Origin of the sequence: Streptomyces sp. SP18BB07 (genome assembly GCF_036322545.1) — a bacterium.
Classification (GTDB): Bacteria; Actinomycetota; Actinomycetes; order Streptomycetales; family Streptomycetaceae; genus Streptomyces; species Streptomyces deccanensis.
This window is the reverse complement of record NZ_JAQYWT010000340.1, coordinates 33,510-59,544: the sequence shown is the minus strand read 5'-3', so window position 1 is coordinate 59,544 and position 26,035 is coordinate 33,510. Positions and strand designations below refer to the sequence as shown.

Here is a 26,035-nt window from a genome sequence, read left to right as displayed (position 1 = left end):
CACAGAGCTTTCCGGGAGGCCCAGGCTTCCCGGTCGTCGTCAGGCAAGCACCAAGGGTGCGTCGTAGATCGCGCTGGACTCCGCCGGGTCCAGCGCGATCTTTTTTGTGCCCCAGATCAGGGGAATCGTCGGTTCCGGGTCCGGAACCGACGGGTTGTGCGCGGGCTTGTCGGACTCTGGGGAGGGGTGTCGGATCTCCTGTGCAGGACCCTGGGGACTGGTGCAATTGCACATATTAAATTGACCAGTTGCAGGGGACCGGTAAGAACCGGCGTTCCGAAAACTCGTTCAGTGACACCCGTCACACGCCGGGCTCCTTGTTGCCCGAGCGGCATCTGCGGTAGAGGGGGCGGGAGTTGAGCGTGACACGCCCTAGCCGCATGTGTTCCCTACGGGGCGCGTCTCACGCCTTGGCGGGCGTCTCGTCCTCCGTGGGGTCCTCGGCGCCGTCGTCGCCACTGGGGTGCTCCGTCGCCAGCCGCAGCAGTCGGTGGCAGATCGGGCAGTGGCGGGTGAGATGGCGGTACGAGGAGGCGGCCGACAGGTGGGCACGGAGTAACGCGCGCGTCTCGTGCCGAGCGGTCGCCGCCATACGCCACCTCCGGGGTCTGTGGGCCCTGAATCTGGGGTACCGGCGGAATGTGACGCCGTCAACCCCCACAGCGCCGACGGAGCCGCCGCGGGCGGCCGTCGGGGGCGCGGGGAACTGCGCGATCAACCCCATGCGACCGCACGCACAACAGCCCCGGCCTCCCGAGCTCTTGGGCGTAGCCCCATCGCTGTCGAAGGGGCGGCAGCCCCTGTTGACGGGACGGGACGGGTGGGGGCGGTGGGGGCGAGGAAGACTCGCCCGCACATGCAGGAGGCCCGCATCCTCATCGGATGCGGGCCTCTCACGATCGTGCGGTCCTGACGGGATTTGAACCCGCGGCCTCCACCTTGACAGGGTGGCGAGCACTCCAAACTGCTCCACAGGACCAGGTTTCGCAGTCCGCGCCTTGTTGCCGCTGGCCTGCGAGAAGAGACTCTACAGGAGCGGTGGCCCCGGGTCGAACTCACCCGGTGTGCAGGGCCGATCACGGAACCGCCGCGTCGATCGCCTTCACGATCCGCTTGTCGGAGACGGGGTAGGCCGTGCCCAAGGCGTGCGCGAAGTAGCTGACGCGCAGCTCCTCGAGCATCCAGCGGATCTCCTTGACCGAGGAGGGCACCGGCCGCCCCTGGGGCAGCTGTTCCAGCAGCCAGGCGTACTCGTCGCGCATCTCGTGGACCTTCTCCATCCGGGACGTGTCCCGCTGGACACCGGTCGGCATCTGCTGCAGCCGGCGGTCGGCCGCCACCAGATAGCGCATCAGGTCCGGCAGCCGGCGCAGCCCCGCCTCCGTGACGAACCCCGGCTTCACGAGGGCGTCCAGCTGCCCCCGTACGTCCGCGAGGTTGGCGAGGAGGGCCGTGCTGCGGGTCGACTTCAGACGGCGTTCGCAGGCCTGCCAGGCGGCCAGTACCTGCTGCACCTGGCCGACCGTGCGGACCGTGGTGTCGACGATCTCCGCGCGCACCTTGTCGTACAGCTTGCGGTACGACGACTCGTCCCACGCCGGTCCGCCGAAGTCGGCGATCAGCTTGTCGGCGGCGGCCATCGCGCAGTCGTCGAACAGGGCCTGGATCGAACCGTGCGGATTGGCCGACAGTGCCAGCTTCTGCGCGTTGGTGAGCTTTTCGCTCGCGAACTTCGCAGGGTTGACCGGAATGTTTCGGAGGATGAGCCTACGGGTGCCGTTCCACATCGCCTCCATCTGCTCCGCCTCCGTGTCGAAGAGGCGTACGGAGACGGTGTTCGCCGCCGGACCGTCGTCGACGAGGGCCGGATACGCCTTCACCGGCTGCCCGGCCCGGCGGGTCTCGAAGACCCGGGTGAGCGAGCCGATCGTCCAGTCCGTCAGGCCCGTCCGCTCCACGGACTCGCCGCCCTGGCGCTCGGCGGTGGCCGCGGCGGCCTGCGAGAGGGCCTTGCGGGCCTTCGGCCTCAACTGCTGCCGCAGTGCTTCCAGGTCCTTGTCCTCGGCGAGCTTCCTGCGCCGCTCGTCGACGATCCGGAAGGTGATCTTCAGGTGGTCGGGGACCCGGGCCCAGTCGAAGTCCTCGGGCGTCACCGGCACGCCCACCATGCGCTTGAGTTCGCGGGCCATCGTCACCGGCAATGGCTCCTGGAGGGGGACCGCCTGATCCAGGAACCGCTGTGCGAAGTTCGGCGCCGGCACGTAGTTCCGGCGGATCGGCTTCGGGAGGGAACGGATCAGCTCCGTCACCACCTCCTGCCGCAGGCCCGGGATCTGCCAGTCGAAGCCCTCGTCGGTGACCTGGTTGAGGACATGGAGGGGGATGTGGACCGTCACGCCGTCCGCGTCGGCGCCCGGCTCGAACTGGTACGTGACGCGGAACTTCAGTTGTCCCTGCCGCCAGGAGTCCGGGTAGTCGGCCTTGGTGACCGCCTCGGCCGACTCCCGGATGAGCATCTCCCGCTCGAAGTCCAGGAAGTCGGGCTGCTCATGGCGCTTGTGCTTCCACCAGGAGTCGAAGTGGGCGCCCGAGACGACATGGTCGGGGACCCGCTGGTCGTAGAAGTCGAAGAGTGTGTCGTCGTCGACCACGATGTCCCGGCGCCGGGCCCGGTGCTCCAGCTCCTCGACCTCGCTGAGGAGCTTGCGGTTGTCGGCGAAGAACTTGTGGTGCGTGCGCCAGTCGCCCTCGACGAGCGCGTTGCGGATGAACAGCTCGCGGCTGGCCTCCGGGTCGATCCGGCCGTAGTTGATCTTCCGCTGGGCGACGATCGGTACGCCGTACAGCGTGACCTTCTCGTACGCCATCACGGCCGCCTGGTCCTTCTCCCAGTGCGGCTCGCTGTACGTCCGCTTGAGGAGGTGCTCGGCGAGCGGCTCGACCCACTCGGGCTCGATCCGCGCGTTGACGCGGGCCCACAGGCGGCTCGTCTCCACCAGCTCGGCGGACATCACGAAGCGCGGGGGCTTCTTGAAGAGGGCCGAGCCCGGGAAGATCGCGAACTTGGCGTTCCGGGCGCCCAGATACTCGTTCTTCCCCGTGCTCCTCCCGCCCTCGCCCCCGGCGTCCTTCACGTCCTTCATGCCGATGTGGGAGAGCAGGCCGGCCAGGAGGGAGACATGGATGTGCTGCTCGGGTGCGTCGTCCTCGTTGAGATGGATGTCCATCTGCTTCGCGACCGTGCGCAGCTGGCTGTAGATGTCCTGCCACTCACGGATGCGCAGGAAGTTCAGGTACTCCTGCTTGCACATCCGGCGGAACGACGACGAGCCGCGCTCCTTCTGCTGCTCGCGGACGTACCGCCAGAGGTTGAGGAAGGCGAGGAAGTCGCTGGTCTCGTCCTTGAAGCGGGCGTGCTGCTGGTCCGCTTGGGCCTGCTTGTCGGCGGGGCGTTCGCGCGGGTCCTGGATGGAGAGCGCGGCGGCGATCACCATGACCTCGCGGGCGCAGCCGTTCTTGTCGGCCTCGACGACCATGCGGGCGAGCCGGGGGTCGACGGGCAGCTGGGAGAGCTTGCGGCCCATCGGGGTGAGGCGCTTGCGTGCGTCCTTCTGCGCCGGGTCGAGCGCGCCGAGCTCCTGGAGGAGCTGGACGCCGTCGCGGATGTTGCGGTGGTCCGGCGGGTCGATGAAGGGGAACTTCTCGATGTCGCCGAGGCCGGCCGCGGTCATCTGGAGGATGACGGAGGCGAGGTTGGTACGGAGGATCTCCGCGTCCGTGAACTCGGGGCGGGCCTCGAAGTCGTCCTCGCTGTAGAGCCGGATGCAGACACCGTCGGAGGTACGGCCGCAGCGGCCCTTGCGCTGGTTGGCGCTGGCCTGCGAGATGGCCTCGATCGGGAGGCGCTGGACCTTGGTGCGGTGGCTGTAGCGGCTGATGCGGGCGAAGCCCGGGTCGATGACGTACTTGATGCCCGGGACGGTCAGGGAGGTCTCGGCGACGTTCGTGGCCAGAACGATCCTGCGACCGGTGTGCGGCTGGAAGACGCGGTGCTGCTCGGCGTGCGAGAGCCGGGCGTAGAGCGGGAGGACCTCGGTGAAGCGGTAGTTCTTCTTGATCAGGGCGTCGGCCGTGTCCCGGATCTCGCGCTCGCCGGAGAGGAAGACGAGGATGTCGCCCTTGCCCTCGCCCTGGAGCTCCTCGACGGCGTCGCAGATGGCGGTGATCTGGTCGCGGTCGGCGTCGTCGGAGTCCTCTTCGAGGAGGGGGCGGTAGCGCACCTCCACGGGGTACGTACGGCCGCTGACCTCGACGATCGGGGCGTCGCCGAAGTGGCGGGAGAAGCGCTCGGGGTCGATGGTCGCGGAGGTGATGACGACCTTGAGATCGGGGCGCTTGGGCAGCAGCTGGGCGAGATAGCCCAGCAGGAAGTCGATGTTGAGCGACCGCTCATGGGCCTCGTCGATGATGATCGTGTCGTAGGCGCGCAGTTCGCGGTCGGTCTGGATCTCGGCGAGCAGGATGCCGTCCGTCATCAGCTTGACGAAGGTGGCGTCCGGGTTGACCTGGTCGGTGAACCGCACCTTCCAGCCGACCGCCTCGCCGAGCGGTGTCCGCAGTTCCTCCGCCACGCGCTCGGCGACGGTGCGGGCGGCGATACGACGGGGCTGGGTGTGCCCGATCATGCCGCGTACGCCACGCCCCAGCTCCATACAGATCTTGGGGATCTGGGTCGTCTTGCCGGAGCCGGTCTCGCCCGCGACGATGACGACCTGGTGGTCGCGGATGGCGGCCGCGATGTCGTCCTTCTTCTGGCTGACGGGCAGCTGTTCGGGGTACGAGACGGCCGGCACGCGTGCGGCGCGCTCGGCCATGCGGGACTCGCCCTTGGCGACCTCCGCCTCGATCTCGGCGAGAACGGCGGCACGGGCCTCGGGCTTACGGATCTTGCGCGCGTCTTCGAGTCTGCGCCCGAGCCGGTGCGCGTCGCGCAGGGACAGCTCGGCCAGACGGGGGGCGAGGGCGCCGAAGGCGGGGGCAGGGTGAGTGGACATACGGGACCCAGGATCTCACCTCCGGGAAACGAGGGGCGAACGCTTTTGCGTGCGGCCGTCGCCGTCCGTTCCTGGCGGCATATGCGAAGACCCCCTCCGGTGATCCGGAGGGGGTCTTCGTTCGATGTGGCTGGGGCCGGGGTCGAACCGGCGACCTATCGCTTTTCAGGCGATCGCTCGTACCAACTGAGCTACCCAGCCGCGATGTTTCACGTGAAACACCAGCGGTCCTGACGGGATTTGAACCCGCGGCCTCCACCTTGACAGGGTGGCGAGCACTCCAAACTGCTCCACAGGACCAAGAGGCGTACGACAGTGTCGCACACGTTCTTGCGTGCCCCCAACGGGATTCGAACCCGTGCTACCGCCTTGAAAGGGCGGCGTCCTAGGCCGCTAGACGATGAGGGCTATCGGCCCGCCTGGGCGCTTCGTCAGCGCGTCGGGGACGTGAGAAGCATATGGGATGGCGGGAGGTATCGCCAAAACGGTTTACGGGCCACCGGAGGGCTCGTCCGTCGACGTGGTGCCGGAGGGGGACGGGGACCGCTCGTCCCCGGGTTCGGCACCCGGCTGGTTCTCCTTCGGCAGATGGCGGCTGACCTCGGCCGTCGTCAGGCCCAGCCCGCCGAGTTTGATCTCGTCCCAGGCCTGGAGGCGCCGGGTGTCGCGGTCGAGGTACAGGACCGAGGCCTGGATGGGATCGGGGTACTTGCCCTCCACGGCGCGCAGACCGCTGCCGCCGGTCGATCCCTCGATACGCAGGCGGGTGCCCTGGTCGAGGATCTCCATCTCCGGGTGGTGCAGGTGCCCGGCGAGCACGAGCGGGACCTCGCCGTCCGTCTCCCGGGCGGCGTCCGGGTTGTGGGCGATCGCGATGTCCACGGGGCTGCCCGCCGTCTTCTGCGTGCGCAGGGCGTCCGCCAGCTTCCGCCCGGCCACCTCTTCCGAGGGCAGGCCCGCCTTCTCGGTCGAGCGGTCCGGGGTGAACTGCGGGTCCCCGATCCCCGCGAAGCGCAGCCCGCCGACGGTCACCGCCTTGCCCTCGTCGAGGACGTGCGTGTTGTCGATGCCCTCCAGATAGCGCTGCGTCGCGCGCGAGTCGTGGTTGCCGCGCACCCAGACGTAGGGCGCACCGAGGTCGGCGATCGGGTCGAGGAACGGGTTCTCGGCGGCGCTGCCGTGGTCCATGGTGTCGCCGGAGTCCACGATGACGTTGATCTCGTACTGCTCCACCAGCGAGGCGATGATCTTCCAGCTCGCGGGGTTCAGATGGATGTCGGAGACGTGCAGGACGCGGATGGTCGTGGGGTCCGGCTGGTATGCGGGGAGCGTGGACGTGACGTCGTACAGCTTGGTCACGTTCGTCACCAGGCGGGCCAACTCCTTCTGGTAGATGTCGAATTCGGTGACGATGCTGCGCGCGTTGCCGACGAGGGAGGGCGCGGAGGAGAGCAGGCCCGAGAACCTGGGTTCCAGGACGGAGTTGGGGTTCCAGGTGGCGGCGGCCGTACCGCCGGCGCCGGCCAGCAGGACGAGGGCGAGGCCGCCCGCGGCGAGGGCGCGGCGGGGACGGCGGAACACGGCGAGACCCAGCGTGGTGGCCCCGACGACGACGGCGACGCCCGACCGTACGGCCAGGTCGACGGTGCCGTGCTGCACGTCCGAGGCGATCTCCTCCTGCAGTCCGGAGATGCGCTCGGGGTGGTCGACCAGGGCCTGTGCCCGCTCCGGGTCGAGCTGGTCGACGTTCACGTCCAGGCGTACGGGGGCGTTGTGGCTGCGCAGTTCCAGGGCGCCGAGCGGGGAGACGTTGATCTTCGTGCCGCCGGTGAGGGACGGGCGCAGGGTCATCGTCGTGTTCATGGGACCGACGGGGGCGCGGACGTTGCCGACGATCAGCAGGCCCAGCCAGGCGCCGAGCAGCACGACCGTGACGAGGCCGAGCGCCCGTCCCCAGGGGTGGGGGTGGTGGACCAGTTCGAGGGTCGGGTGCGTGCGGCGGGAGCGGTAGTGCCGGGCCAGGGCGCGTGGGGCCCGTGGCATGGCCCGGGAGACGCGGCGGAGGGCGGTCCGCAGGGCGGTCCTGATGGCGTTGTCGGTCGTGTCGGCGTCGGTGGTGCGGGGGGCCGGGGCGGCGGGGACGCGTGCCATTGGTGCCGTATGCCCGGGGGTGCGGACGGATATGCGGGGGGCGAGTTGCGGGGGTCGTGCAGGACAATGGCCGTGTGCTGGAGATGACGCGCGAGGAGTTCGAGGAACTGGTCGCCGAGGCGTTGGACCGGATTCCGCCGGAGCTGACGCGGCTGATGGACAACGTGGCGGTGTTCGTGGAGGACGAGCCGCCCGCCGACGATCCCGAGCTGCTCGGGCTGTACGAGGGGACTCCGCTCACGGATCGCGGTGAGTGGTACGCCGGGGTGCTGCCGGACCGGATCACGATCTACCGGGGGCCGACGCTGCGGATGTGCGAGTCGCGGGAGGACGTGGTCGCGGAGACCGAGGTGACCGTGGTGCACGAGATCGCGCATCACTTCGGGATCGACGACGCGCGGCTGCACGCGCTCGGGTACGGATAGGCGTTTCGGGGCGGGCGGGCGGGCCGGGGGCGGTGGGTGCGTGCGGGCCGGAGGGGGCTGGGCGCGTGGTTCCCCGTGGCTCTGGAGGGGCGCGCTGCTGGCCCGGGGCTGTGAAGTGCGGCACTTCTGAGCCGCGTCACCGTGAGGGGCTTCCCGCCGCGCGTGTCCTCTTGTGGGCGGCGGGAGTTGGGCAGGGGGACTCCCCATTTCGCCCCCTCGGAGGTGGCCGCCGTGCGCGCCTTGAACGTATCCGTCCGACTGGCCGCCACGGTCCTGGCCGTCGCGGCAGTCGGCGGCTGTATGAGCGTGGGGGACGACGGGCGGAAGCCCGGGCCGTCGCCCTCCGTCGGGCAGCGGGCCGGGGAGAAGCCGGACGGGGGCTCCGTGGTGACGGGCGGAGGGGGCCCGGGGTACGAGTCGGGGCAGGGCAAGCGCCGTGGCTCCGCCTCGCCCGACCCTTCCGCCGCCGGGTCCGCGTCCGCCTCCGCGTCAGCGTCCGGGGCGGCCGAGCCGCCCGGCCGGGCGACGCCGCCCGAGGGGGGCAAGGACGAGGGGAAGGGGGAGCGGCCGGAGAAGCCCGAGCCTCCGAAGGGCGAGCCGACCCCCACGCCGACGGTCGTGCCGCCCGAGCCGGAGCCGACGAAGCCGGTCGAGCCACCGCCGTCGCCGGAGCCTTCGGCCGAGCCGTCGTCGTCCGCGCACGAGCAGGGGGCACAGCTGGTGGAGCGGGAGCCGGCGCCGCAGGCGGGCAACACGGCGTAGGCCTTTGGCGGTTGGGCCGAGGGGGTGTGGTCTCGGGGTGGGCGTCGAGGCGGGGCAGGGTCGTGCGCCTTGGCCCCTGTTGGATCCACCACATCGCATCTGCCGCGCCTTCGGGGTCACGCCCCGGATCTGTCGGAGGCGCCGCCCCCGCACCTTCCGCTGGAACTCCCCGTCACCTCTGACCTGCGGATATCCGCTCAGTTTGCCTTGAGGGGTGGTGGGTGCGTATGGTGGTAGATCGTTTGATCCCATTTGCCCGGCGCCACCGCAGAGCGCGCCGTGTGGCGCGTACTCTCCTTTGCCGTGGCGGACCGCATAGAGGCGGTCGTGTGCGAATCACGGAGTTGACGGGCGCGTGCCGACGAGACTCCGGAAGGTTTCGCATACGCATGTCCATTTCCAGTACTGATCACGTCGTCGTGCCCGAGAACGGCGAGAACGACTCCGCCGAGACGGCGGCCCCCGAGGTCACCTTCGCGGACCTCGGTCTCCCCGAGGGCGTCGTGCGCAAGCTCGCGCAGAACGGCGTGACCACCCCCTTCCCGATCCAGGCCGCGACCATCCCGGACGCCCTGGCCGGCAAGGACATCCTCGGCCGTGGCCGCACCGGCTCCGGCAAGACCCTCTCCTTCGGTCTGCCGACCCTGGCGACGCTCGCCGGCGGCCGCACCGAGAAGCACAAGCCGCGCGCCGTCATCCTCACCCCGACCCGTGAGCTCGCGATGCAGGTCGCGGACGCGCTCCAGCCCTACGGCGACGTCCTCGGCCTGAAGATGAAGGTCGTCTGCGGCGGTACGTCGATGGGCAACCAGATCTACGCCCTGGAGCGCGGCGTCGACGTCCTCGTCGCCACCCCGGGCCGCCTGCGCGACCTCATCAACCGTGGCGCGTGCTCCCTGGAGAACGTGCAGATCGCCGTCCTCGACGAGGCCGACCAGATGTCCGACCTGGGCTTCCTGCCCGAGGTCACCGAGCTGCTCGACCAGATCCCGGGCGGCGGCCAGCGCATGCTGTTCTCGGCCACGATGGAGAACGAGATCTCCACGCTGGTCAAGCGCTACCTGAGCAACCCGGTCACGCACGAGGTCGACAGCGCCCAGGGCAACGTCACGACCATGTCGCACCACATCCTGATCGTGAAGCCCAAGGACAAGGCGCCGGTCACCGCCGCGATCGCCTCCCGCAAGGGCCGCACCATCATCTTCGTCCGCACCCAGCTCGGTGCCGACCGTATCGCCGAGCAGCTGTGCGACTCCGGCGTGAAGGCCGACGCGCTGCACGGCGGTATGACGCAGGGCGCGCGTACCCGGGTGCTGGAGGACTTCAAGAAGGGCTACGTCAACGCGCTCGTCGCGACCGACGTCGCCGCCCGAGGCATCCACGTCGACGGCATCGACCTGGTGCTCAACGTGGACCCCGCCGGTGACCACAAGGACTACCTGCACCGGGCCGGCCGTACGGCGCGTGCCGGGCGTACGGGCACGGTCGTGTCCCTCTCCCTGCCGCACCAGCGCCGCCAGATCTTCCGGCTGATGGAGGACGCGGGCGTCGACGCCGGGCGTCACATCATCCAGGGCGGTACGTCGTTCGACCCCGAGGTGGCCGAGATCACCGGCGCCCGGTCGATGACCGAGGTCCAGGCCGAGTCCGCCGGCAACGCCGCGCAGCAGGCCGAGCGTGAAGTCGCTCAGCTCAGCAAGGAGTTGGAGCGGGCCACGCGCCGCGCCGCGGAGCTGCGCGAGGAGGCCGACCGGCTGACCGCGCGTGCCGCCCGGGAGCGGGGCGAGGACCCGGAGGCGGCTGTCGCCGCAGCCACCTCGGAGGCCGCCGCCGTCGCCGTCGAGGCGGACGGCGCGACGGCCGAGGCCCCGGCCGCGGTCGTGGAGCAGTCGGCCGAGCGTCCCTCGTACGACCAGCCGCGTCAGCGCCGCGAGGAGCGGGGCAACGGGCACGGCGGCTACGACCGTGGTGACCGCAACGAGCGCAACGACCGTGGCGGGTTCCGCCGGGACGACCGCCGCGACGGTGAGCGCGGTGGCTTCGACCGCCGTGACGATCGCCGGGACGGCGACCGTGGCGGGCGTTCGTTCGAGCGTCGTGACAACGACCGTGGTGGGTTCCGTCGGGACAACGACCGTGGTGGCCGTTCCTTCGAGCGCCGCGACGACCGTGGTGGCTTCCGCCGGGACAACGACCGTCGGGACGGCGACCGTGGTGGGCGTTCCTTCGAGCGCCGCGACGACCGTGGTGGCTTCCGCCGGGACAACGAGCGCGGTGGCTTCGAGCGTCGTGACGGTGAGCGCGGTGGGCGTTCGTTCGAGCGTCGTGACAACGACCGTGGTGGGTTCCGTCGGGACAACGACCGCGGTGGCCGTTCCTTCGAGCGTCGCGACGAGCGGGGCGGGCACCGGGGCAGCGACCGTCCCTTCAACCGCGACCGCCAGGGCGACCGTCCGGGCTTCCGCTCCGGTGGCCACGAGCGTCCGCACGGCCGTCGTGACGACCACCGTGGCACCGGCACCGGCACCGGCACCGGTACCGGCTCCTTCGGCCGCCGGGACGACAAGCCGCGCTGGAAGCGCAACGGCTGACGGTAAGTGAGACAGCGAAGGGCCCGTACGACTCCGGTCGTACGGGCCCTTCGGGCTTGGCCCCGCCGGTTTTCGGCCATGGTGTGGCGCATGTCACGTCCCTGGAGCGGGAATTGCTGGGGGCATGACAGATGACGACATAGCCCGTGGGGCAGCCGGGGCTTCGGTCCCGGACTCTGTGTCGGTCTCGGTGTCCGACGAGGAACGGCTCGCCCAACTGGGCTACACGCAGGTCCTCGCCCGCCGTATGTCCGCGTTCTCCAACTACGCGGTCTCCTTCACGATCATCTCGGTCCTGTCCGGCTGCATGACGCTCTACCTCTTCGGCATGAACACCGGCGGGCCCGCGGTGATCACCTGGGGCTGGGTCGCGGTCGGGCTGATGACGCTCTTCGTGGGTCTGGCCATGGCCGAGATCTGCTCGGCCTATCCGACCTCCGCCGGCCTGTACTTCTGGGCGCACCGGCTGGCACCGCCAAGCAGCGCGGCGGCCTGGGCCTGGTTCACGGGCTGGTTCAACGTGCTCGGCCAGGTGGCCGTGACCGCCGGCATCGACTTCGGCGCCGCGTCGTTCCTGGCGGCGTACCTGAACCTGGAGTTCGGCTTCGAGGTGACCCCGGGCCGGACGATCCTCCTCTTCGCCGCGATCCTGCTGCTGCACGGCCTGCTGAACACCTTCGGCGTCCGGATCGTCGGTCTGCTGAACAGCGTCAGCGTGTGGTGGCACGTGGTGGGTGTGGTCGTCATCGTCGGCGCGCTCGTCATCGTCCCGGACAGCCATCAGTCGGCGTCCTTCGTGTTCACCGAGTTCGTCAACGAGACGGGCTGGGGCAGCGGGCTGTACGTGGTGCTGCTGGGGCTGCTGATGGCGCAGTACACCTTCACCGGGTACGACGCCTCCGCCCATATGACCGAGGAGACGCACGACGCGTCGACGGCCGGCCCCAAGGGCATCGTCCAGTCCATCTGGACGTCCTGGGTCGCGGGCTTCGTCCTCCTCCTCGGCTTCACGTTCGCCATCCAGTCCTACGACGGCGCGCGCGAGTCGGCGACCGGGGTGCCGCCCGCGCAGATCCTGCTGGACGCGCTCGGCGCGACCGGAGGCAAACTGCTCCTCCTCGTCATCATCGGCGCGCAGCTCTTCTGCGGCATGGCCTCCGTCACGGCCAACAGCCGCATGATCTACGCCTTCTCGCGCGACGGCGCCCTGCCGTTCTCGCACGTCTGGCACACGGTCAGCCCGCGTACGCGGACCCCCGTGGCGGCGGTCTGGCTGGCGGCGGGCGGCGCGCTCGTCCTCGGCCTGCCGTATTTGATCAATGGCACGGCGTACGCGGCGGTCACCTCCATCGCGGTGATCGGCCTCTACATCGCGTACGTCATCCCGACCCTGCTGCGGCTGCGCAAGGGCGACGCGTTCGAACGCGGTCCCTGGCATCTGGGGCGCTGGTCGCGGGTGATCGGCGTGATCGCGGTGGTCTGGGTCCTCTTCATCACCGTCCTGTTCATGCTCCCGCAGCTCTCCCCGGTCACCTGGGAGAACTTCAACTACGCCCCGGTCGCCGTGCTCGTGGTGCTGGGCTTCGCTGCGATCTGGTGGGCCGTCTCCGCCCGCCACTGGTTCCTCGACCCCGAGCTCGGGCGCGGTGTGACGCGGGAGGCGGGGCGGAAGGGGGCGCCGGGGCCGATCGACCCGTGATCCCGTGATCCCGTGATCCCGTGGCCGGGCCCGGGTTCTCGTCGTGCGTCGCTCCGGGGCCCGGCCCGGCCAACTCGCCCGACTTCCGCCGATCTTGCGCCCGTTCTGTTCTCCGGCGAACCTTTTTACGGCCCTCCGACGCGGCCGGGACACCGATACCCGATCGGACTCCCGGCCACGTCCGGCTATGCTCGGGGAGGCAACATCGCCTGGGCCCTTAGCTCAATTGGCAGAGCAGTGGACTTTTAATCCATTGGTTGTGGGTTCGAGTCCCACAGGGCCTACTGGTGCAGGAGGAGGGAAACCCCTTCTGACCTGCTACGCGGCGTCCGGGCCGACTTCGGTCGGCTCGGACGCTTCCTCGTTTTCAGGGCCTCGCGTGAGCGCTGCGCGGAGCGCCGCGGCGGCTCCCGGCGGAGCGATCGGAGGCCGTCGAGCACATCGGCCGGGCCGCACTCGGCCTCGGCTGTCTCGTCGAACACGTCCGGCCCGGTCGCGGTTCTCATGCCTGGGGCTGCGGTGCGATCTCCTTGATCAGGCCCTCGACCAGGACCTTGATCTCGTCACGGATGGGCCGTACGGCCTCGACGCCCTGGCCCGCCGGGTCCTCCAACTGCCAGTCCAGGTACCGCTTGCCGGGGAAGACCGGGCAGGTGTCGCCGCAGCCCATGGTGATGCAGACGTCGGATTCCTTGACGGCGTCGACGGTGAGCATCTTCGGGACCTCGGCGGAGATGTCGATGCCGACCTCGGCCATGGCCTCGACGGCGGCCGGGTTGACGCCCGCGCCCGGGTTGGAGCCGGCGGAGCGGACCTCGACCCGGTCCCCGGCCAGGCGGGTCAGCCACGCGGCGGCCATCTGGGAGCGGCCGGCGTTGTGGACACAGACGAACAGCACGGAGGGCTTGTCGGACATCGGAGGCTCTCTCTTGTCTCACGACGACATCAGGTGCGAATGATGTCAGCACCCGGTGGTGTCAGTCACCACTGATGTGACAGTATCAGCGCATGATGACGTCAGTCGACACTGATCTGATCCGGGTGCTGGCCGACCCGCTCAGGCTCCGGATCGTGACCCTGCTCGCCAAAGAGACGCTGTGCACCACCCACCTCGTGGAGGAGACCGGCGCCCGGCAGACCAACCTCTCCAACCACCTGAGAGTGCTGCGCGAGGCCGGCGTCGTGGAGACGGAGCCGTGCGGCCGGTTCACCTACTACCGGCTCAAGCCCGACGTCATCGCCTTGCTCGCCGGTCAGTTCGCCGACCTGGCCGAGTCCGCCCGCACCGCCGCCGACAACAAGCGGTCCTGCCCCTGACCCGTCGCCTCCCCCCGCGACCGCACCAAGGAGTCTTGTTGACCGCCACGCACGAATCCGCCGCGGAGTCGGCCATACCGTCCGCCGAGCCGCAGCCCGCGCCGGGTGCCACCCCGCCGCGCAGGCCCCTGGCGGCCCGCGCCGCCGCCGAACTGGTCGGCACCGCGGCCCTGGTGGCGGTGGTGATCGGCTCCGGCATCCAGGCCACCGAGCTGACCCGGGACGTCGGCGTGCAGTTGCTGGCCAACTCCCTGGCCACCGTCTTCGGCCTCGGCGTCCTGATCCTCCTGCTCGGCCCGGTCTCGGGCGCCCACTTCAACCCCGTGGTCACGCTGGCCGAATGGTGGACCGGCAGGCGCGGCGGCGCGGGGGTGACGATCCGCGAGGCGGCCGTCTACGTCCCGGCGCAGATCGTCGGGGCCATCGCGGGCGCGATCCTGGCGGACGCGATGTTCGGCAAGCAGTTGGTGGAGTGGTCCACGCACGACCGGTCCGCCGGGCACCTGCTGCTCGGCGAGGTCGTGGCCACCGCCGGGCTCGTCCTGCTGATCTTCGGGCTGGCCCGCACCGACCAGCTGCGGTTCGCCCCGGTGGCGGTCGCCTCCTACATCGGCGCCGCGTACTGGTTCACCTCCTCGACGTCCTTCGCGAACCCCGCGGTGACCATCGGCCGGACCTTCAGCGACACGTTCGCCGGTATCGCGCCGGGCTCGGTCGCCGGCTTCATCGGCATGCAGCTGATCGGTGGCGTGGTGGGACTGGCGCTGGTGGCGCTCATCTTCGTGCCCGGGCGGGACGCCGCCGAGTGACGCGGACGTCCCCGGTGGTGGTGATCGGCGGCGGCCAGTCCGGGCTCGCCGCCGGATACCACCTGCGCCGCCTGGGCCTGGACTTCGTCGTCCTCGACGCCCGGACCACAGCGGGCGGCACCTGGCAGCACACCTGGGACTCCCTGCACCTGTTCTCCCCGGCCGCCTACTCCTCGTTGCCCGGCCGCCTGATGCCACCGCAGGCCGGCCGGCCCTACCCCGACGCGCAGCACGTCGTCGAGTACCTCGCCGACTACGAGAAGCGGTACGAGTTTCCCGTCGAGCGACCCGTACGCGTACTCGGCGTCCACCGCGACGGCAACTCCGGAGCCCAGATCACCCAGCGCCCGCCCCGCTACCTGGCCGAGGACATCGACGGCCGCGCGCTGTTCGACGCGGCCACCGCCCTCCCCCACTCTCGACTTCGCTGCTCTCCCTGCCGGTGATGCCGTCCCTGTCCGCCGCCCAGCGCCGCGCCGGACGCGAACTCGGCTCGGCTTCCGCGGTCGCGGACTCCCGCCAGACCCTGCTGTGCACCTACCTGTCCGCCGTGCTCCTGGCGGGCCTGGTCCTCAACGCCACCGTCGGCTGGTCCTGGGCCGACCCCGTCGCGGCCCTGGTCATCGCCGTCATCGCGGCCAAGGAAGGCCGCGACGCCTGGCAGGGCAAGGGCTGCTGCGCCACGCCCGTGGCCGCGCCGAAGCCCGTCGCGACCGCGGAGGGAGACACCTGCGGTTGCCGAGCGGGCTGCGACTGCTGCTGACGCGCGTGCCTACGGCAGCAGCTGCAGCAGTAGCAGCAGTAGCAGCAGTCGCAGCGGCGTTCGGCCAGGCCCGGACAGGCGGCGTCGCGACCTGCGTACGGGCCCTCCCGACCCGGCGGGGTGACTTCGGTCTTGGGCCGGATCAGGCTGCGGCCGGGGCTATGGTCAGCAGCTTGCCCATCGCGGCCAGCACGGACGGCTCGACCCGGTAGTAGACCCAGGTGCCGCGCCGCTCGGAGGTGAGGAGCCCGGCCTCCTTGAGCTTCTTCAGGTGGTGGGAGACGGTCGGCTGGGAGACGCCGACGTCGGAGATGTCGCACACGCATGCCTCGCCGCCCTCGTGCGAGGCCACGGCGGAGAAGAGCCGCAGCCGCACCGGGTCGCCGAGCGCCTTGAACATGCGTGCGGCTGTCTCGGCCTCCTCCGCGGTGAACGGGCGCTCGGTGAGCGGCGGGCAGCACGGCGCCACGCCCTCGTCGGCGGCGGAATCCAGGAGCGGCAGCGCCTTCGTGTTCGACATGCATCTATGTTGACATACGTCGAACCAGTGGGGCCGAGGGTCGTAGGGGCGGGAAGTGTGCCGAGACCGGGAAGTGTGCTGAGGCCGGTGCGGGCCAGCTGAAGCCCCTGCCCGCGAAGGGGCGTGCGCGGTGGCCCGCCCGGACTGGCCACCCCCGATCGCCGCGCCATCGATGTGCTCCACGCCGCCGCTTCCCCATTAATTCGATGAACGTCTATGTTGACGCTCATCGATACAGGTGCCATGCTGGGCCGCGTAAGCCATCGACGAATGTCGAAACAAAGGGGAATCTCGTGGCCGTGTCCGCCCACACCGCGCCCACCACCGACCAGCTGCCCGTCGTGGTGGTCGGAGCCGGCCCGATCGGCCTGGCCGCCGCCGCCCACCTCGTCGAGCGCGGCCTCGAACCGCTCGTCCTGGAGGCAGGGCCGTCCGCCGGTACCGCCGTACGGGCCTGGTCGCACGTCCGGCTGTTCTCCCCCTGGGCCGAGGTCATCGACCCGGCCGCCGAGAAGCTCCTCGCCCCGACCGGCTGGATCCGCCCCGACGGCACCGGCTACCCCACCGGCGGCGACTGGGCCCAGCAGTACCTGCAGCCGGTCGCCGACGTCCTCGGCGACCGGGTCCGCTACGGCGCCACGGTCACCGGCGTCGCTCGCGCCGGGCGGGACCGCATCGTCGACTCCGGCCGCGACGAGCAACCCTTCACGGTCCACCTCCAGCTCGCCGACGGCCGCGAGGAACGGATCACCGCCCGCGCCGTCATCGACGCCTCCGGCACCTGGTCCACCCCCGGCCCGATGGGCGCCGACGGCCTGCCCGCCCTCGGGGAGAAGGCGGCCGCCGACCGCATCGCCCACCGTGTCCCCGACCTGGGCGACCCGGCCGTACGCGCCCGGTACGCGGGCAAGCGCACGGCGGTCATCGGCTCCGGCGCCTCCGCCTTCACCGCCCTCGCGTACCTCGCCGACCTCGCCGACCTCGCCGAGGAGGCGGACGGAACGCACGCGGTGTGGGTCCTGCGCCGGGGCATCGGCGACAACACCTACGGCGGCGGCGAGGCCGACCAGCTCCCCGCCCGCGGCGCCCTGGGCCTGCGCGCCAAGGCCGCCGTCGAGGCCGGCCACGCGAGCACGGTCACCGGATTCCGCACTCGGTCCGTGGAACGCGACGCCGACGGCCGACTGGTCCTCGTGGCCGAGGACGGGCGCCGCCTGGACCCGGTCGACGAGGTCATCGTCCTCACCGGCTTCCGCCCCGACCTGTCCTTCCTCTCCGAACTCCGCCTCCGCCTCGACGAACGCCTCCAGGCCCCCACCGCGCTCGCCCCCCTGATCGATCCCAACGTCCACTCCTGCGGCACGGTCTACCCGCACGGCGTGAACGAGCTCTCCCACCCGGAGAAGGACATCTACCTGGTCGGCATGAAGTCCTACGGCCGCGCCCCCACCTTCCTCGCCATGACCGGCTACGAGCAGGTCCGCTCCATCACCGCCTCCCTCGCCGGAGACCAGGAGGCCGCCGAGCGCGTCGAACTCACGCTGCCCGAGACCGGCGTATGCGGCGGCGCGGGCCTGTTCGACGACCCCGACGCCGACCGGAGCAGCCAGAGCAACGAGGGCGGCGGCTGCTGCGCGGCCCCGGCCACCCTCCAGATCGGAGCCGGCGCCCCGGCGGCCGCCTCCGGAGGCTGCTGAACTCACCACCCACCCAAGGAGGTTCGCCATGCCCCGCGTACAGCTCGCCCTGCGCGTCCCCGACCTCAACGCATCCATCGCCTTCTACAGCAAGCTGTTCGGCACCGAGCCCGCCAAACTCCGGGACGGCTACGCCAACTTCGCCATCGCCGAGCCCCCGCTCAAACTCGTCCTCATCGAAGGCACCGCAGGCGAGGCGACCCGCCTGGACCACCTCGGCGTCGAAGTCGAGACGACCGAGGCGGTCCGTGCCGCCACCGCCCGCCTGGGCGAAGCGGGCCTCACCACGGACGTCGAGAACGACACCACCTGCTGCTACGCCCTCCAGGACAAGGTCTGGGTCCACGGCCCTGGCCAGGAACCCTGGGAGGTCTACGTCGTGAAAGCCGACGCCGACTCCTTGGCCAAGCAGCGGGGCAGCGCCTGCTGCGCCACCGGCCCGGCCGAGGCCGACACCGGTACCGGTGCCGGTACCGAGGAACCGGCCGTCGCGGGCGGCTGCTGCTGATCCGCCGATGACCGAGGCGGATTCTGCCCCGGCCTCGCGCCGCCTGGTGTCATGGGGGCGGGGGCCAGAGCGCGCCGAGGATCGTGCGCACCTGTTCGATCAGGTGCTCCGGGTCGAATCTGCCGGGGTCGGTGAGCGCGACCCGGCCGAAGTGCTCGGCGCAGGCGACGAGTGCGTGGGCGAGGAGTCGCGGGTCGAGTGCCGGGCCGGGGCGGGTGGCCAGGGCGAGGGCGAGCCACTCCTCGACCAGGGTCCGGAACCGTTCCCTGTCGGCCTCGATGCGGTCGCGGACGACGGTCGGCATGTTGCCCGGGGGCAGCAGGATCAGCCGCCAGGTGTCCGGGTCCTCGCGGAGCATCGCGGACATCCGGCGTACGGCCTCGGAGGCGAACGCGGCGGGGTCGCGCGGGCCCTCCTCCGTGCGGGGGACCGTCGCGAGCAGCCGGGTGAAGGCGCGTGCCTGCTGTCGGTCGAGCAGTGCCGTCAGCAGGGCGTCGAGGTTCTCGTAGGCGCCGTAGACCACCGACCGGGCGACCGCGGCCCTCTTGGCGATGGCGTCGATGGAGATCCGGTCGTAGCCGTCGCTCACGATCACGGCGAGGGCCGCGTCGAGCAGCTGCTCGCGGCGTTCCGCGAGCGGGACGCGCGGGGCGTAGGGGCGTCGCTTGCGCGGCCTGTCTTCCGAAGAGGTGGACGCTGACACCTTGGCAGTTTACGACACTCGTGTCTTAATTTAAGACAGCACTGTCGTAATGAGTGGGGCGGTGCGGGGCGGCGGGCGGCGTTCGCCGCGGCGCGCGACGACGTGAGGAGCGGCTCCATGATGAAGCTGAGGCGGAGCGAGGTCGAACCGCACGAGGACCACGGCTTCTTCGGCCCGGGCTCGGTGGTGTGGAAGGTCTGGAGCTATCCGACGGCGCCGACGGTGGGCTTCCAGCGGGCCGTGGTCGTGGAGGAACTCGACCCGCCGCTGGTGGCCGCCGTCCACGCGACCCAGGGCATTTACCGCCGCTCGCGCACCCGCTACGACCGGACTCTGCGGTACTTCGCGATGGTGGCCTTCGCCGGTTCACGCGAGGTGTGCCGGGCCGCCGACGTCCTGGTCAAGGTCCATTCCAAGGCGATCGGCGACCTGCCCTACGGCGGTGGCACCTACGACGCCAACGACCCCGCCTCGCAGCTGTGGATCCAGCTCACCGGCTGGCACTCGATCCTCTACGCGTACGAGAGGTACGGGCCCGGCAAGCTCACCGAGCAGGAGGAGCGCGAGTACTGGGAGGCGTGCGCGGTCGCCGCGGAACTGCAGACGTGCTCCCCCGACGACGTCCCCCGCAGCCGGGACGGTGTCCGGGCGTACTTCGAGCGGATGCGCCCGCGGCTGTCCGCCAGCCCGATCGCCCGCCAGGCCATGAACCACCTCCTGAGGAGCGAACTCGTACTGCCGCCGGTGCCGCGCTGGGCGAAGCCGGCGAGCATGGCGGTCGCGAAGGCGCAGCGGATCGCCACGATCGCCACCATGCCGCGTTGGATGCGCGAGCTGGCCGGGATCCGGCAGTCCCGCCTCCTCGACGTGCTCATCGTGCCCGTCATGAGGACGGCGTTCGCGCTCGCCCACCTCAGCCCCAGGGCCGAACTGCGCCTGCTGGCGCTGCTCTCGCCCTCCACGGTTCCGGTGATCGCGCCGATCAAGCTCGGCATCCCTCCCCGTAACCCCGAGGTGCTGACCCCGGCGGAGGCCCGGGCCCGCCACGGCTACGCCAGGCCCGCCGAAGCTCACCTGGACTTCCGGGCCCGCCAGGCGGCCCGTGTCTTCGACGCCGGCAAGGCCCCCAGCGATCAGGGGCTGATCGAGTCCCAGGAGATCCTGGGTCCGCTCGCCTGACCGGTCGCCTGACCGGTCGTCATGGTGGAGGTTGTGGCTCACCTCGGCCGGGCTCGGGAGGCGGCGTGGAGGACGGGCCCGGAGGCCGCGTGGGCACCGGAAGCGGCGTCAGTCTCGCCGTGGTCACGTACGACACCACCACCGCGACGATCACCAACGGCATGACGGTGATCCCCTGGGCCCCGATCAGCAGGGTGGCCAGCAGGACCGAGACCAGCGGGAGTCGCAGCATCGCGGCGCTCATCGCCCCGATGCCCATCGCGAACCCCGCGACCAGGCTCAGCCCCGGCAGATGGGAGCAGAGGATGCCGCCCGCGGCGCCCACGAACATCGCGGGAAAGATCGGGCCTCCCCGGAAGGCGCTGAGCGACGCGCAGTAGGAGAGGCCCTTGCACACCACCAGGAGCGCCAGTGCCCCGACCGAGTACGCGGCGCTGTGGGTGAGGAACGGGTCCAGCGCCGTCTGCCCCGAATAGAGCACGTCGGTCGCCGGTTTGCCGGTGCCCTCCGCGTAGCCGATCGCCAGTCCCGCCACCACCACGCCGATGACGACCGTGGCCGGAACCCGCCGCCGCTCGACGCGCGCCTTGAGCCGGACGGCGAGCCATCGGACGCCCGCGGCCACCAGCGCGGCCGACAGCCCGATGACCAGGGCCCAGCCGAACTCCGCCGCGGTCGGCCGGGTGGCCTCGGGGACGTCGTGCAGGGTGAGCGAGTAGGTGCCCAGGCCGGTCCAGGAGCCCAGCCCGACGAAGATGAGCGCGCCGACGCCGGAGGCCAGCAGGCCGGGCACCAGCACCATCGCCATCATCGGCCCGCCCAGCCCGGAGGCCTCCATCAGGAGGAACGCCCCCAGCAGCGGCGACCCCAGCAGCGAGCTGACGGCCGCGAAACTCCCGGTCGCCCCCAACACCGCGCTCATCTGCTCCGGGGGGTTGCGTCCGACCAGCCGTACGGCAGCGGCGGCGAGCCCGCCGCCCAGTGCCAGGAGGGGCGCCTCGGGCCCGAGGACGGCGGCGAAACAGAGCGTCGCCAGGGCGGCGAGGAAGATGCCGGGCAGTTCGACGGGTGGGGGCGCGCCGCTGGGCTGGAACCCGGCGGTCGGTTCATGCCCGCCGTGCCCCGGCAGGTACCGGACCGTCAGCCCCACCAGCAGTCCCCCGACAGCGAGCAGCGGCAACGGCCACCAGGCCGGCGTTCCGTCGAACCCCAGAGCCTCGGGCAGATCCGAGTAGATCAAGGGCTGGGCCTCGCCGACCAGCGCGAGGAAGCCGAACGCCGCCGCGGACACGGGTACGCCGATCAGCGCGGCCATCGCCAGAAGTGCCAGGTAGGCACGGCTCCGGAGAAGCGTCGTCGGATCCGGCGGCGACCCGGCCCCGGCCGTCTCGACCTCGACCGGCACGCGCTCCACCTCCTCGCAACGCCCACTGCCACCGGGCGCGAGCGGCCCGCTGCCGAGCGTGGCACGCCGCTCGCCGACCGGCATTCCGCCGACAGCCGTCGTCACGCTCAGGTGTGAACAACGCCGACTGTCTGGTGGCTGAACCCGGCCATCCGGCCATCCGGCCATCCGGCCATCCGGCCATCCGGCCATCCGGCCATCCGGCTGGGGCCCTCAGGGGCCGTCAGGGGCCCGCCCGGAGCGAGCGCCCTTCGGGTGATCGCGCGTCAGGCATGCGCCCGCGCCGTGAGATACGGGTCACTGCGGAGGGCCTCGCGGCTGCCGAGGAGGGTGCCGGTGGCCAGACCGACGGCGGGCAGCAGCAGCGCGGCCGCGGCCCAGGCCGGTCCGGGGAGGGCCCCCGCGGCGGTGATGGGCAGGCCGAGCAGATCGCTGAGCGGACCGGCCGACGCCACGGACGCAGCCGTACCGACCAGCACGCCCACCGCCCCGGCCGCCCCACCCGAGAGCAGGGCTTCACCGAGCAGGATCCGCCTCAGCTCGGGCCGTCCGGATCCGAGGATCCGCAGGACGGCGAACTGCCCGACCCGGGCCCGCGTACTGTCCGCCGCCCGAACCGCCCCGATCACGACCGCCCCCACCGCCAGGACCAGCACCCCGGCCCGCATCGCCAAGTCGGCCACTCCGAAGAGCCCCGGCAGGTTGCGGACACGATCGGACACCGGCGACGCGGAGAACCCGTCCCGTTGGAGCGCCTCGGTCGCGGCGGCCACCTGCCGCTGATGCCCGACCAGCACGACGGCGGACTGCGCGCCCTCCCGGGCCCGGAACGTCTCCGGCGTCAGCCCGGCGCGCGCCGAGGCCAGCAGCGCGGCGGTGTCCTCCGACAGATAGGCGACGTCGGGGCCGTCGGCCTGCCACACGGGGTCGTAGAGGGCCGCGACCTTCAGCCTGATGACGGCGGTGGTGCCGGACGCGGCGCCCGTCGCCTTCGTGTACCCGAAGGCGACGGTACGCCCGAGGAGCGGGGCGAAGTCGGTCCCCTGCGCGGCGGCCGGCAGCACCACCTCCTCCCGGCCGAGCCCGGCGGAGACCGCCGGGATCCTCCCCTTCACCAGCGGCAGATCGTCGCCCGGCGTCAGGGTGTGGCCGGCCAGGTCGTACGTCCCGTCCTCCTCCGCGTACAGCACGGAGGGGTAGTCGGCGACAACCCGCCGGACGCCCGGTGCGTGCGCGGCGTCCCGCAGCGCCGAGGTGGTGAGCGGCCGGACCGACGTGTCGCCCTCGAACGACGAGAGCTCGATCTGGGTGAGCCCACCCGACCCCAGGACGTCCCGTTCGACGGCCCCGGCGGCCCCGGCCGCCACTCCTGCGGACGTGGTCAGCAACGCGGCCAGGACCGTGAGCGTCGGCAACGCCCTGCGCAGCGAACGGCCGTCGCGCGTCCACGTGTACAGACTCCACCGGCTCATCCGAGGCCCCCCTCGGGGGCGTTGCGCGACTCGACGGCCGACAACACTCCCTCGTCGAGGACATGGCGCCGGTCGCAGGTCGCGGCGACCGCCGCGTCGTGCGTGACGAGCAGTACGGCCGCACCCCGCTCCGCGCACGAACGCAACGCGTCCATCACCGACTTCGCCGTCCTGGGGTCGAGACCCGAGGTCGGCTCGTCGGCCAGGATGAGCACCGGCTGCTTCACGGCCGCCCGGGCGACGGCGATCCGTTGCCGCTGCCCACCGGAGAGTTCGGTGACCCGCGACTCGGCCAGGTCCCCCATGCCCAGGTCCCCGAGGAGCGCCCGGGCCTGCGTACGGTGCCGGGCGAGCCGGGGGCCGAAGGCGGCGGCCACGTTCTCCCATGCGTTGAGGAACGGCAGCAGCCCGAGATCCTGCAGCACGATGCCGATCGACCTCAGCCGCATGAGGTCCCGGTCGGCAGCGGCCAACGCCCCCGTGTCCGTCCCGGTGATGTGCAGAGAGCCCGCCGTCGGGGACAGGATCAGTCCGAGCAGGGCGAGCAGGGTGCTCTTGCCGGAACCGGACGGCCCCTCGACGGCGGCCGTGGTTCCCGCGCCGAGGGTGAGATCGGCACGGACCAGACCACCGCCGGACGCGTAGCCGAAGGCCAGGCCTTCGGCGACGACGGCGGGTGGGGAGGCGGTGTTCATGGGGCGGAGTCGTCCTTCTGGTGTGGGGGCCGATACGTGGGGTGGGTCAGGCGAGGAGGTAGTACGCGGCCCTGGTGGCCTCCGCCGAGGCGCTGCCGCCCGGAGAGGCGGCGTACAGGTCGGGGAACTCCTTGTCGCGGTGGCGCCGGAGCAGCCCCGGCAGGTCGTCCCACAGGTCCTGCGGAATGCTCTGGTCCGAGGCGAGCGCCGCCTGCACGGCGTCCGAGGCCGTCACCAGGTCGCCCTCCCGCAACGACTTCCGGGTCTGGGCGACGAGATCGGCCCCTTCGGTGAGCCGTGCCGCCGACGCCGTACACCCGGCGTGCGCGAGCACGGCCACGATGCGCAGCGAGCGGGCGGACAGCCGCGCGTCGCCGCCCTCGGCCTCGGCCTCGCCGTCCGGCAACTCGACGGCCGTACGCCCGCATGCGAGCCCGAACTCCGCGCGGGCCGACATGACGCCGTACCAACGGCGCTCGTTCTCCGTGGTCAGCCGGGCGGGCAGCTTCAACCGGGCCGCCTCCGCCGCCCCCTTCTCGGCCTGCGGCCCACAGCTCAGAGCCAGCCGGTGACACGTCATGGCGAGCAACAGCCGATCGGAGGGGTCGAGACTCGCACCGGTGCCCGAACCCATCCGCGTCAACCGCCGTTCGAGCCAGTACGGCGTGTGTTCCTGCTGCGCGGCGGCGGTCAGCGCCCGCGCCGCGTTGTACGTGGCGGTCAGGGTCCCCAACTGGGCCGGTGACTTCGCGACGAGGCCGTCGGGCCGCACGCGCCCGACCGGCTCGGGGAGCGAACCGGCGGGGCTGCCCGCCCCGTCGTCGCCGAGAGTGAGGGCTCGGCGCACCAGCCACCGCGTCTGAGTGTCGGAGTCCGCCAAGTACGGGAGCAGACAGTCGTACGTCTGCCGCGTCAGCCGGTGCCTCAGCAGCGTCAGGGCGGCCCGCTGGATGGGGTCGAGGCCGGTGCAACCGGCCGCCAGTCGCGTGTCAGCGCCTCGAAGGGCGCGCGCCGCCCGCGCCCGTACGCCGACTCCGCGCAACGCCTCCACCGCGTACAGCGCCGGTACGGCCCGCTCGGCGCCAGCGGCGTCCGCCGCTAGGGCGTTCGTCGTGGCCCGGGACACGTCGGCGTCCTGCCCCAGGCACGTCAGGGTCTGCAGGAAGGCGGCCCGTGTGGCGAGGGAGGTGAGGGCGTCGTCCTCCTCGTCCGGCGCACGCAGGTACCCGCGCGCCTCCTGTACGGCCCGCTTCCGGAGCCCGGCCCGCTCCAGAACGGTTGCCGCGCCCCGGCTCTCGCCCGGTTCCGCCCCCGACAGGGAGAGGCACACGTAGTGGGCGCGCCAGGCCGGGGTGTCGAGGGAGTCGGTACGAGCGAGTTCGGCGAGCGGGGCGGCCCGCAATTCCGGCACCCCGCCCTGACCCTGCTGCTGCTCCTGCCCCTTGGCTCCTCGGTGGCGCACGGCGAGGCCGGCCTCCAGCCGTCCGTACGCGGTCGGGTACAGGGCGGGGTCGTGCCCTACATCGGCACGCGTGGCCCGTACGAGGTCGTTGGCACCGCGCAGGGCGTCGAGTTGCCCGGCCAGCTCACCACCGGGCGGCGCGGGCCGCTCCACGGGTCCGCCGCCGAGCACCGAGGCGCCGAGAGCGGCGGCGGCGACCACCGTCCCCAGAGTCAGGAGGCCCCGCCGGCGAGGATCCACACGTTCCACCGCTCGGTTCCGCCGGTTCAGTCGTTGGCGCAGGCCGAGGCGAAGGCCTTGACGCCGGAGTTGAAGGCACCGCCGTCGGAGCAGGTGGTGATGCTCGTGTTGAGCGATCCTCCCGGGTCGGCGATACCGCTGACGTCGGCGATCCAGGTGTTCTTGTTCGTCCAGCTGACCTGCCGGGTGTTCTCACTCACCGGCGTGCCGCTGGGGCTCAGCGCCAGGGTCGCCTGCCAGCCGTTGGCCTTCACCGTCGCCGTGTTGCTGATCTTGCTGACCCGGTACCTGCTCCCGCCCCTCATGGTCTTCGTCGACGTCTTGAAGGAGCACTTGTCGGCGTAGGCGTTGCACTGCCACGCACTGACCTCGACCCTGGCCCCCGTGCCGGGCAGCGGTGTCGACCCCGCGTCCGAGATGGCCACGGTCGGCACAGCCGGCCCCACCACCAGAACCCCGACGAGCCCCGCCGTCAGCAGCACCCTCTTCATCCGCCGCCCCTCCCCGCGTTCATGGCGCACACATGCAGACATGTCGCCCCAACCAGGCGACGAACTGTATATGTTGCGCAAATCCCAAGGAG

The 26,035-nt window shown here is 71.5% G+C and carries 20 protein-coding genes, 5 tRNA genes and 2 pseudogenes; 12 read left to right on the top strand and 15 right to left on the bottom strand.

Translation table 11 applies throughout. From position 1 onward, the window contains the following. Positions 1-403: 403 nt before the first annotated feature. From PUR53_RS28400 to PUR53_RS28370, 7 genes are all read right to left on the bottom strand, one after another. Positions 404-592: a DUF6274 family protein gene (locus PUR53_RS28400; protein ID WP_329901976.1), complete on the bottom strand. Its 189-nt coding sequence runs from the start codon at positions 590-592 to the stop codon at positions 404-406. A gap of 312 nt (positions 593-904) precedes the next feature. Then, positions 905-979 (bottom strand) — tRNA-Asp (locus PUR53_RS28395). 97 nt (positions 980-1,076) lie between these two features. Further along, positions 1,077-5,054 carry an ATP-dependent RNA helicase HrpA gene (gene hrpA / locus PUR53_RS28390; RefSeq protein WP_329910091.1) on the bottom strand — a complete coding sequence of 1,326 codons (3,978 nt, stop codon included), beginning with the start codon at positions 5,052-5,054 and terminating at the stop codon, positions 1,077-1,079. A gap of 127 nt (positions 5,055-5,181) precedes the next feature. Beyond that, positions 5,182-5,255, bottom strand: a tRNA-Phe gene (locus PUR53_RS28385). 24 nt (positions 5,256-5,279) lie between these two features. After that, a tRNA-Asp gene (locus PUR53_RS28380) sits at positions 5,280-5,354 on the bottom strand. Between the two features lie 35 nt (positions 5,355-5,389). After that, positions 5,390-5,462, bottom strand: a tRNA-Glu gene (locus tag PUR53_RS28375). Positions 5,463-5,543: 81 nt separating this feature from the next. Then, positions 5,544-7,205 carry a metallophosphoesterase family protein gene (locus PUR53_RS28370; protein WP_443080369.1) on the bottom strand — a complete coding sequence of 554 codons (1,662 nt, stop codon included), beginning with the start codon at positions 7,203-7,205 and terminating at the stop codon, positions 5,544-5,546. A 74-nt stretch (positions 7,206-7,279) separates the two neighbouring features. On the opposite strand from PUR53_RS28370, the gene PUR53_RS28365 reads away from it, so the two are divergent. The 5 genes from PUR53_RS28365 (at position 7,280) to PUR53_RS28345 (ending at position 12,966) form a co-directional block, all read left to right on the top strand. Next, positions 7,280-7,630 (top strand): metallopeptidase family protein, encoded by a 351-nt coding sequence (locus tag PUR53_RS28365; protein WP_009327618.1) that lies wholly within the window; start codon positions 7,280-7,282, stop codon positions 7,628-7,630. A 231-nt stretch (positions 7,631-7,861) separates the two neighbouring features. Next, positions 7,862-8,392 (top strand): hypothetical protein, encoded by a 531-nt coding sequence (locus PUR53_RS28360; protein ID WP_329901978.1) that lies wholly within the window; start codon positions 7,862-7,864, stop codon positions 8,390-8,392. Between the two features lie 389 nt (positions 8,393-8,781). Next, positions 8,782-10,983, top strand: a complete 2,202-nt coding sequence (locus tag PUR53_RS28355) for a DEAD/DEAH box helicase (RefSeq protein WP_329910090.1) — start codon at positions 8,782-8,784, stop codon at positions 10,981-10,983. Between the two features lie 124 nt (positions 10,984-11,107). Beyond that, entirely contained in the window at positions 11,108-12,682 is a 1,575-nt protein-coding gene (locus tag PUR53_RS28350) for an amino acid permease (RefSeq protein WP_329901980.1), read from the top strand. A 211-nt stretch (positions 12,683-12,893) separates the two neighbouring features. Beyond that, positions 12,894-12,966 (top strand) — tRNA-Lys (locus PUR53_RS28345). A gap of 218 nt (positions 12,967-13,184) precedes the next feature. Here the strand turns inward: PUR53_RS28345 and PUR53_RS28340 are convergent. Continuing rightward, on the bottom strand, positions 13,185-13,598 hold the full coding sequence (locus tag PUR53_RS28340) for an arsenate reductase ArsC (protein WP_329901981.1): 414 nt from the start codon (positions 13,596-13,598) through the stop codon (positions 13,185-13,187). A 92-nt stretch (positions 13,599-13,690) separates the two neighbouring features. On the opposite strand from PUR53_RS28340, the gene PUR53_RS28335 reads away from it, so the two are divergent. The 4 genes and pseudogenes from PUR53_RS28335 to PUR53_RS28320 all read left to right on the top strand — a co-directional run. Beyond that, positions 13,691-13,999 carry an ArsR/SmtB family transcription factor gene (locus tag PUR53_RS28335; protein WP_329901982.1) on the top strand — a complete coding sequence of 103 codons (309 nt, stop codon included), beginning with the start codon at positions 13,691-13,693 and terminating at the stop codon, positions 13,997-13,999. 38 nt (positions 14,000-14,037) lie between these two features. Next, positions 14,038-14,808, top strand: a complete 771-nt coding sequence (locus tag PUR53_RS28330; protein ID WP_329901983.1) for an aquaporin — start codon at positions 14,038-14,040, stop codon at positions 14,806-14,808. Beyond that, positions 14,805-15,215: pseudogene (locus PUR53_RS28325) on the top strand (FAD-dependent oxidoreductase); the annotation flags it as partial. The gene PUR53_RS28330 and the pseudogene PUR53_RS28325, both read left to right, overlap by 4 nt. Before the next feature lie 20 nt (positions 15,216-15,235). Further along, positions 15,236-15,571: pseudogene (locus PUR53_RS28320) on the top strand (cation transporter); the annotation flags it as partial. Positions 15,572-15,713: 142 nt separating this feature from the next. Here PUR53_RS28320 and PUR53_RS28315 read toward each other — a convergent pair. Beyond that, entirely contained in the window at positions 15,714-16,091 is a 378-nt protein-coding gene (locus tag PUR53_RS28315; protein ID WP_329901984.1) for an ArsR/SmtB family transcription factor, read from the bottom strand. Positions 16,092-16,384: 293 nt separating this feature from the next. Here PUR53_RS28315 and PUR53_RS28310 point away from each other — a divergent pair, with 293 nt between their 5' ends. Beyond that, on the top strand, positions 16,385-17,788 hold the full coding sequence (locus PUR53_RS28310) for an FAD-dependent oxidoreductase (RefSeq protein WP_329910089.1): 1,404 nt from the start codon (positions 16,385-16,387) through the stop codon (positions 17,786-17,788). Between the two features lie 28 nt (positions 17,789-17,816). Next, positions 17,817-18,296, top strand: a complete 480-nt coding sequence (locus tag PUR53_RS28305) for an ArsI/CadI family heavy metal resistance metalloenzyme (RefSeq protein ID WP_329901987.1) — start codon at positions 17,817-17,819, stop codon at positions 18,294-18,296. 49 nt (positions 18,297-18,345) lie between these two features. On the opposite strand, the gene PUR53_RS28300 is transcribed toward PUR53_RS28305, so the two are convergent. After that, positions 18,346-18,999, bottom strand: a complete 654-nt coding sequence (locus PUR53_RS28300; RefSeq protein ID WP_329901988.1) for a TetR/AcrR family transcriptional regulator — start codon at positions 18,997-18,999, stop codon at positions 18,346-18,348. Between the two features lie 117 nt (positions 19,000-19,116). On the opposite strand from PUR53_RS28300, the gene PUR53_RS28295 reads away from it, so the two are divergent. Beyond that, positions 19,117-20,178 (top strand): oxygenase MpaB family protein, encoded by a 1,062-nt coding sequence (locus PUR53_RS28295; protein ID WP_329910088.1) that lies wholly within the window; start codon positions 19,117-19,119, stop codon positions 20,176-20,178. Positions 20,179-20,197: 19 nt separating this feature from the next. Here PUR53_RS28295 and PUR53_RS28290 read toward each other — a convergent pair whose 3' ends face one another. From PUR53_RS28290 to PUR53_RS28270, 5 genes are all read right to left on the bottom strand, one after another. Then, positions 20,198-21,688: a chloride channel protein gene (locus tag PUR53_RS28290; RefSeq protein ID WP_329910087.1), complete on the bottom strand. Its 1,491-nt coding sequence runs from the start codon at positions 21,686-21,688 to the stop codon at positions 20,198-20,200. Between the two features lie 161 nt (positions 21,689-21,849). Further along, the gene (locus tag PUR53_RS28285) at positions 21,850-23,055 is read right to left on the bottom strand and encodes an FtsX-like permease family protein (protein WP_329901991.1); all 1,206 of its coding nucleotides are present in this window, start codon (positions 23,053-23,055) and stop codon (positions 21,850-21,852) included. Beyond that, complete coding sequence (locus PUR53_RS28280) at positions 23,052-23,750, bottom strand: ABC transporter ATP-binding protein (protein ID WP_329910086.1); 699 nt, start codon at positions 23,748-23,750, stop codon at positions 23,052-23,054. Before PUR53_RS28280 ends, PUR53_RS28285 begins: the two co-directional genes overlap by 4 nt. A gap of 46 nt (positions 23,751-23,796) precedes the next feature. Continuing rightward, positions 23,797-25,452: a hypothetical protein gene (locus PUR53_RS28275; protein ID WP_329910085.1), complete on the bottom strand. Its 1,656-nt coding sequence runs from the start codon at positions 25,450-25,452 to the stop codon at positions 23,797-23,799. A gap of 26 nt (positions 25,453-25,478) precedes the next feature. Next, the gene (locus PUR53_RS28270) at positions 25,479-25,943 is read right to left on the bottom strand and encodes a hypothetical protein (protein ID WP_329901994.1); all 465 of its coding nucleotides are present in this window, start codon (positions 25,941-25,943) and stop codon (positions 25,479-25,481) included. Positions 25,944-26,035 lie beyond the last annotated feature (92 nt).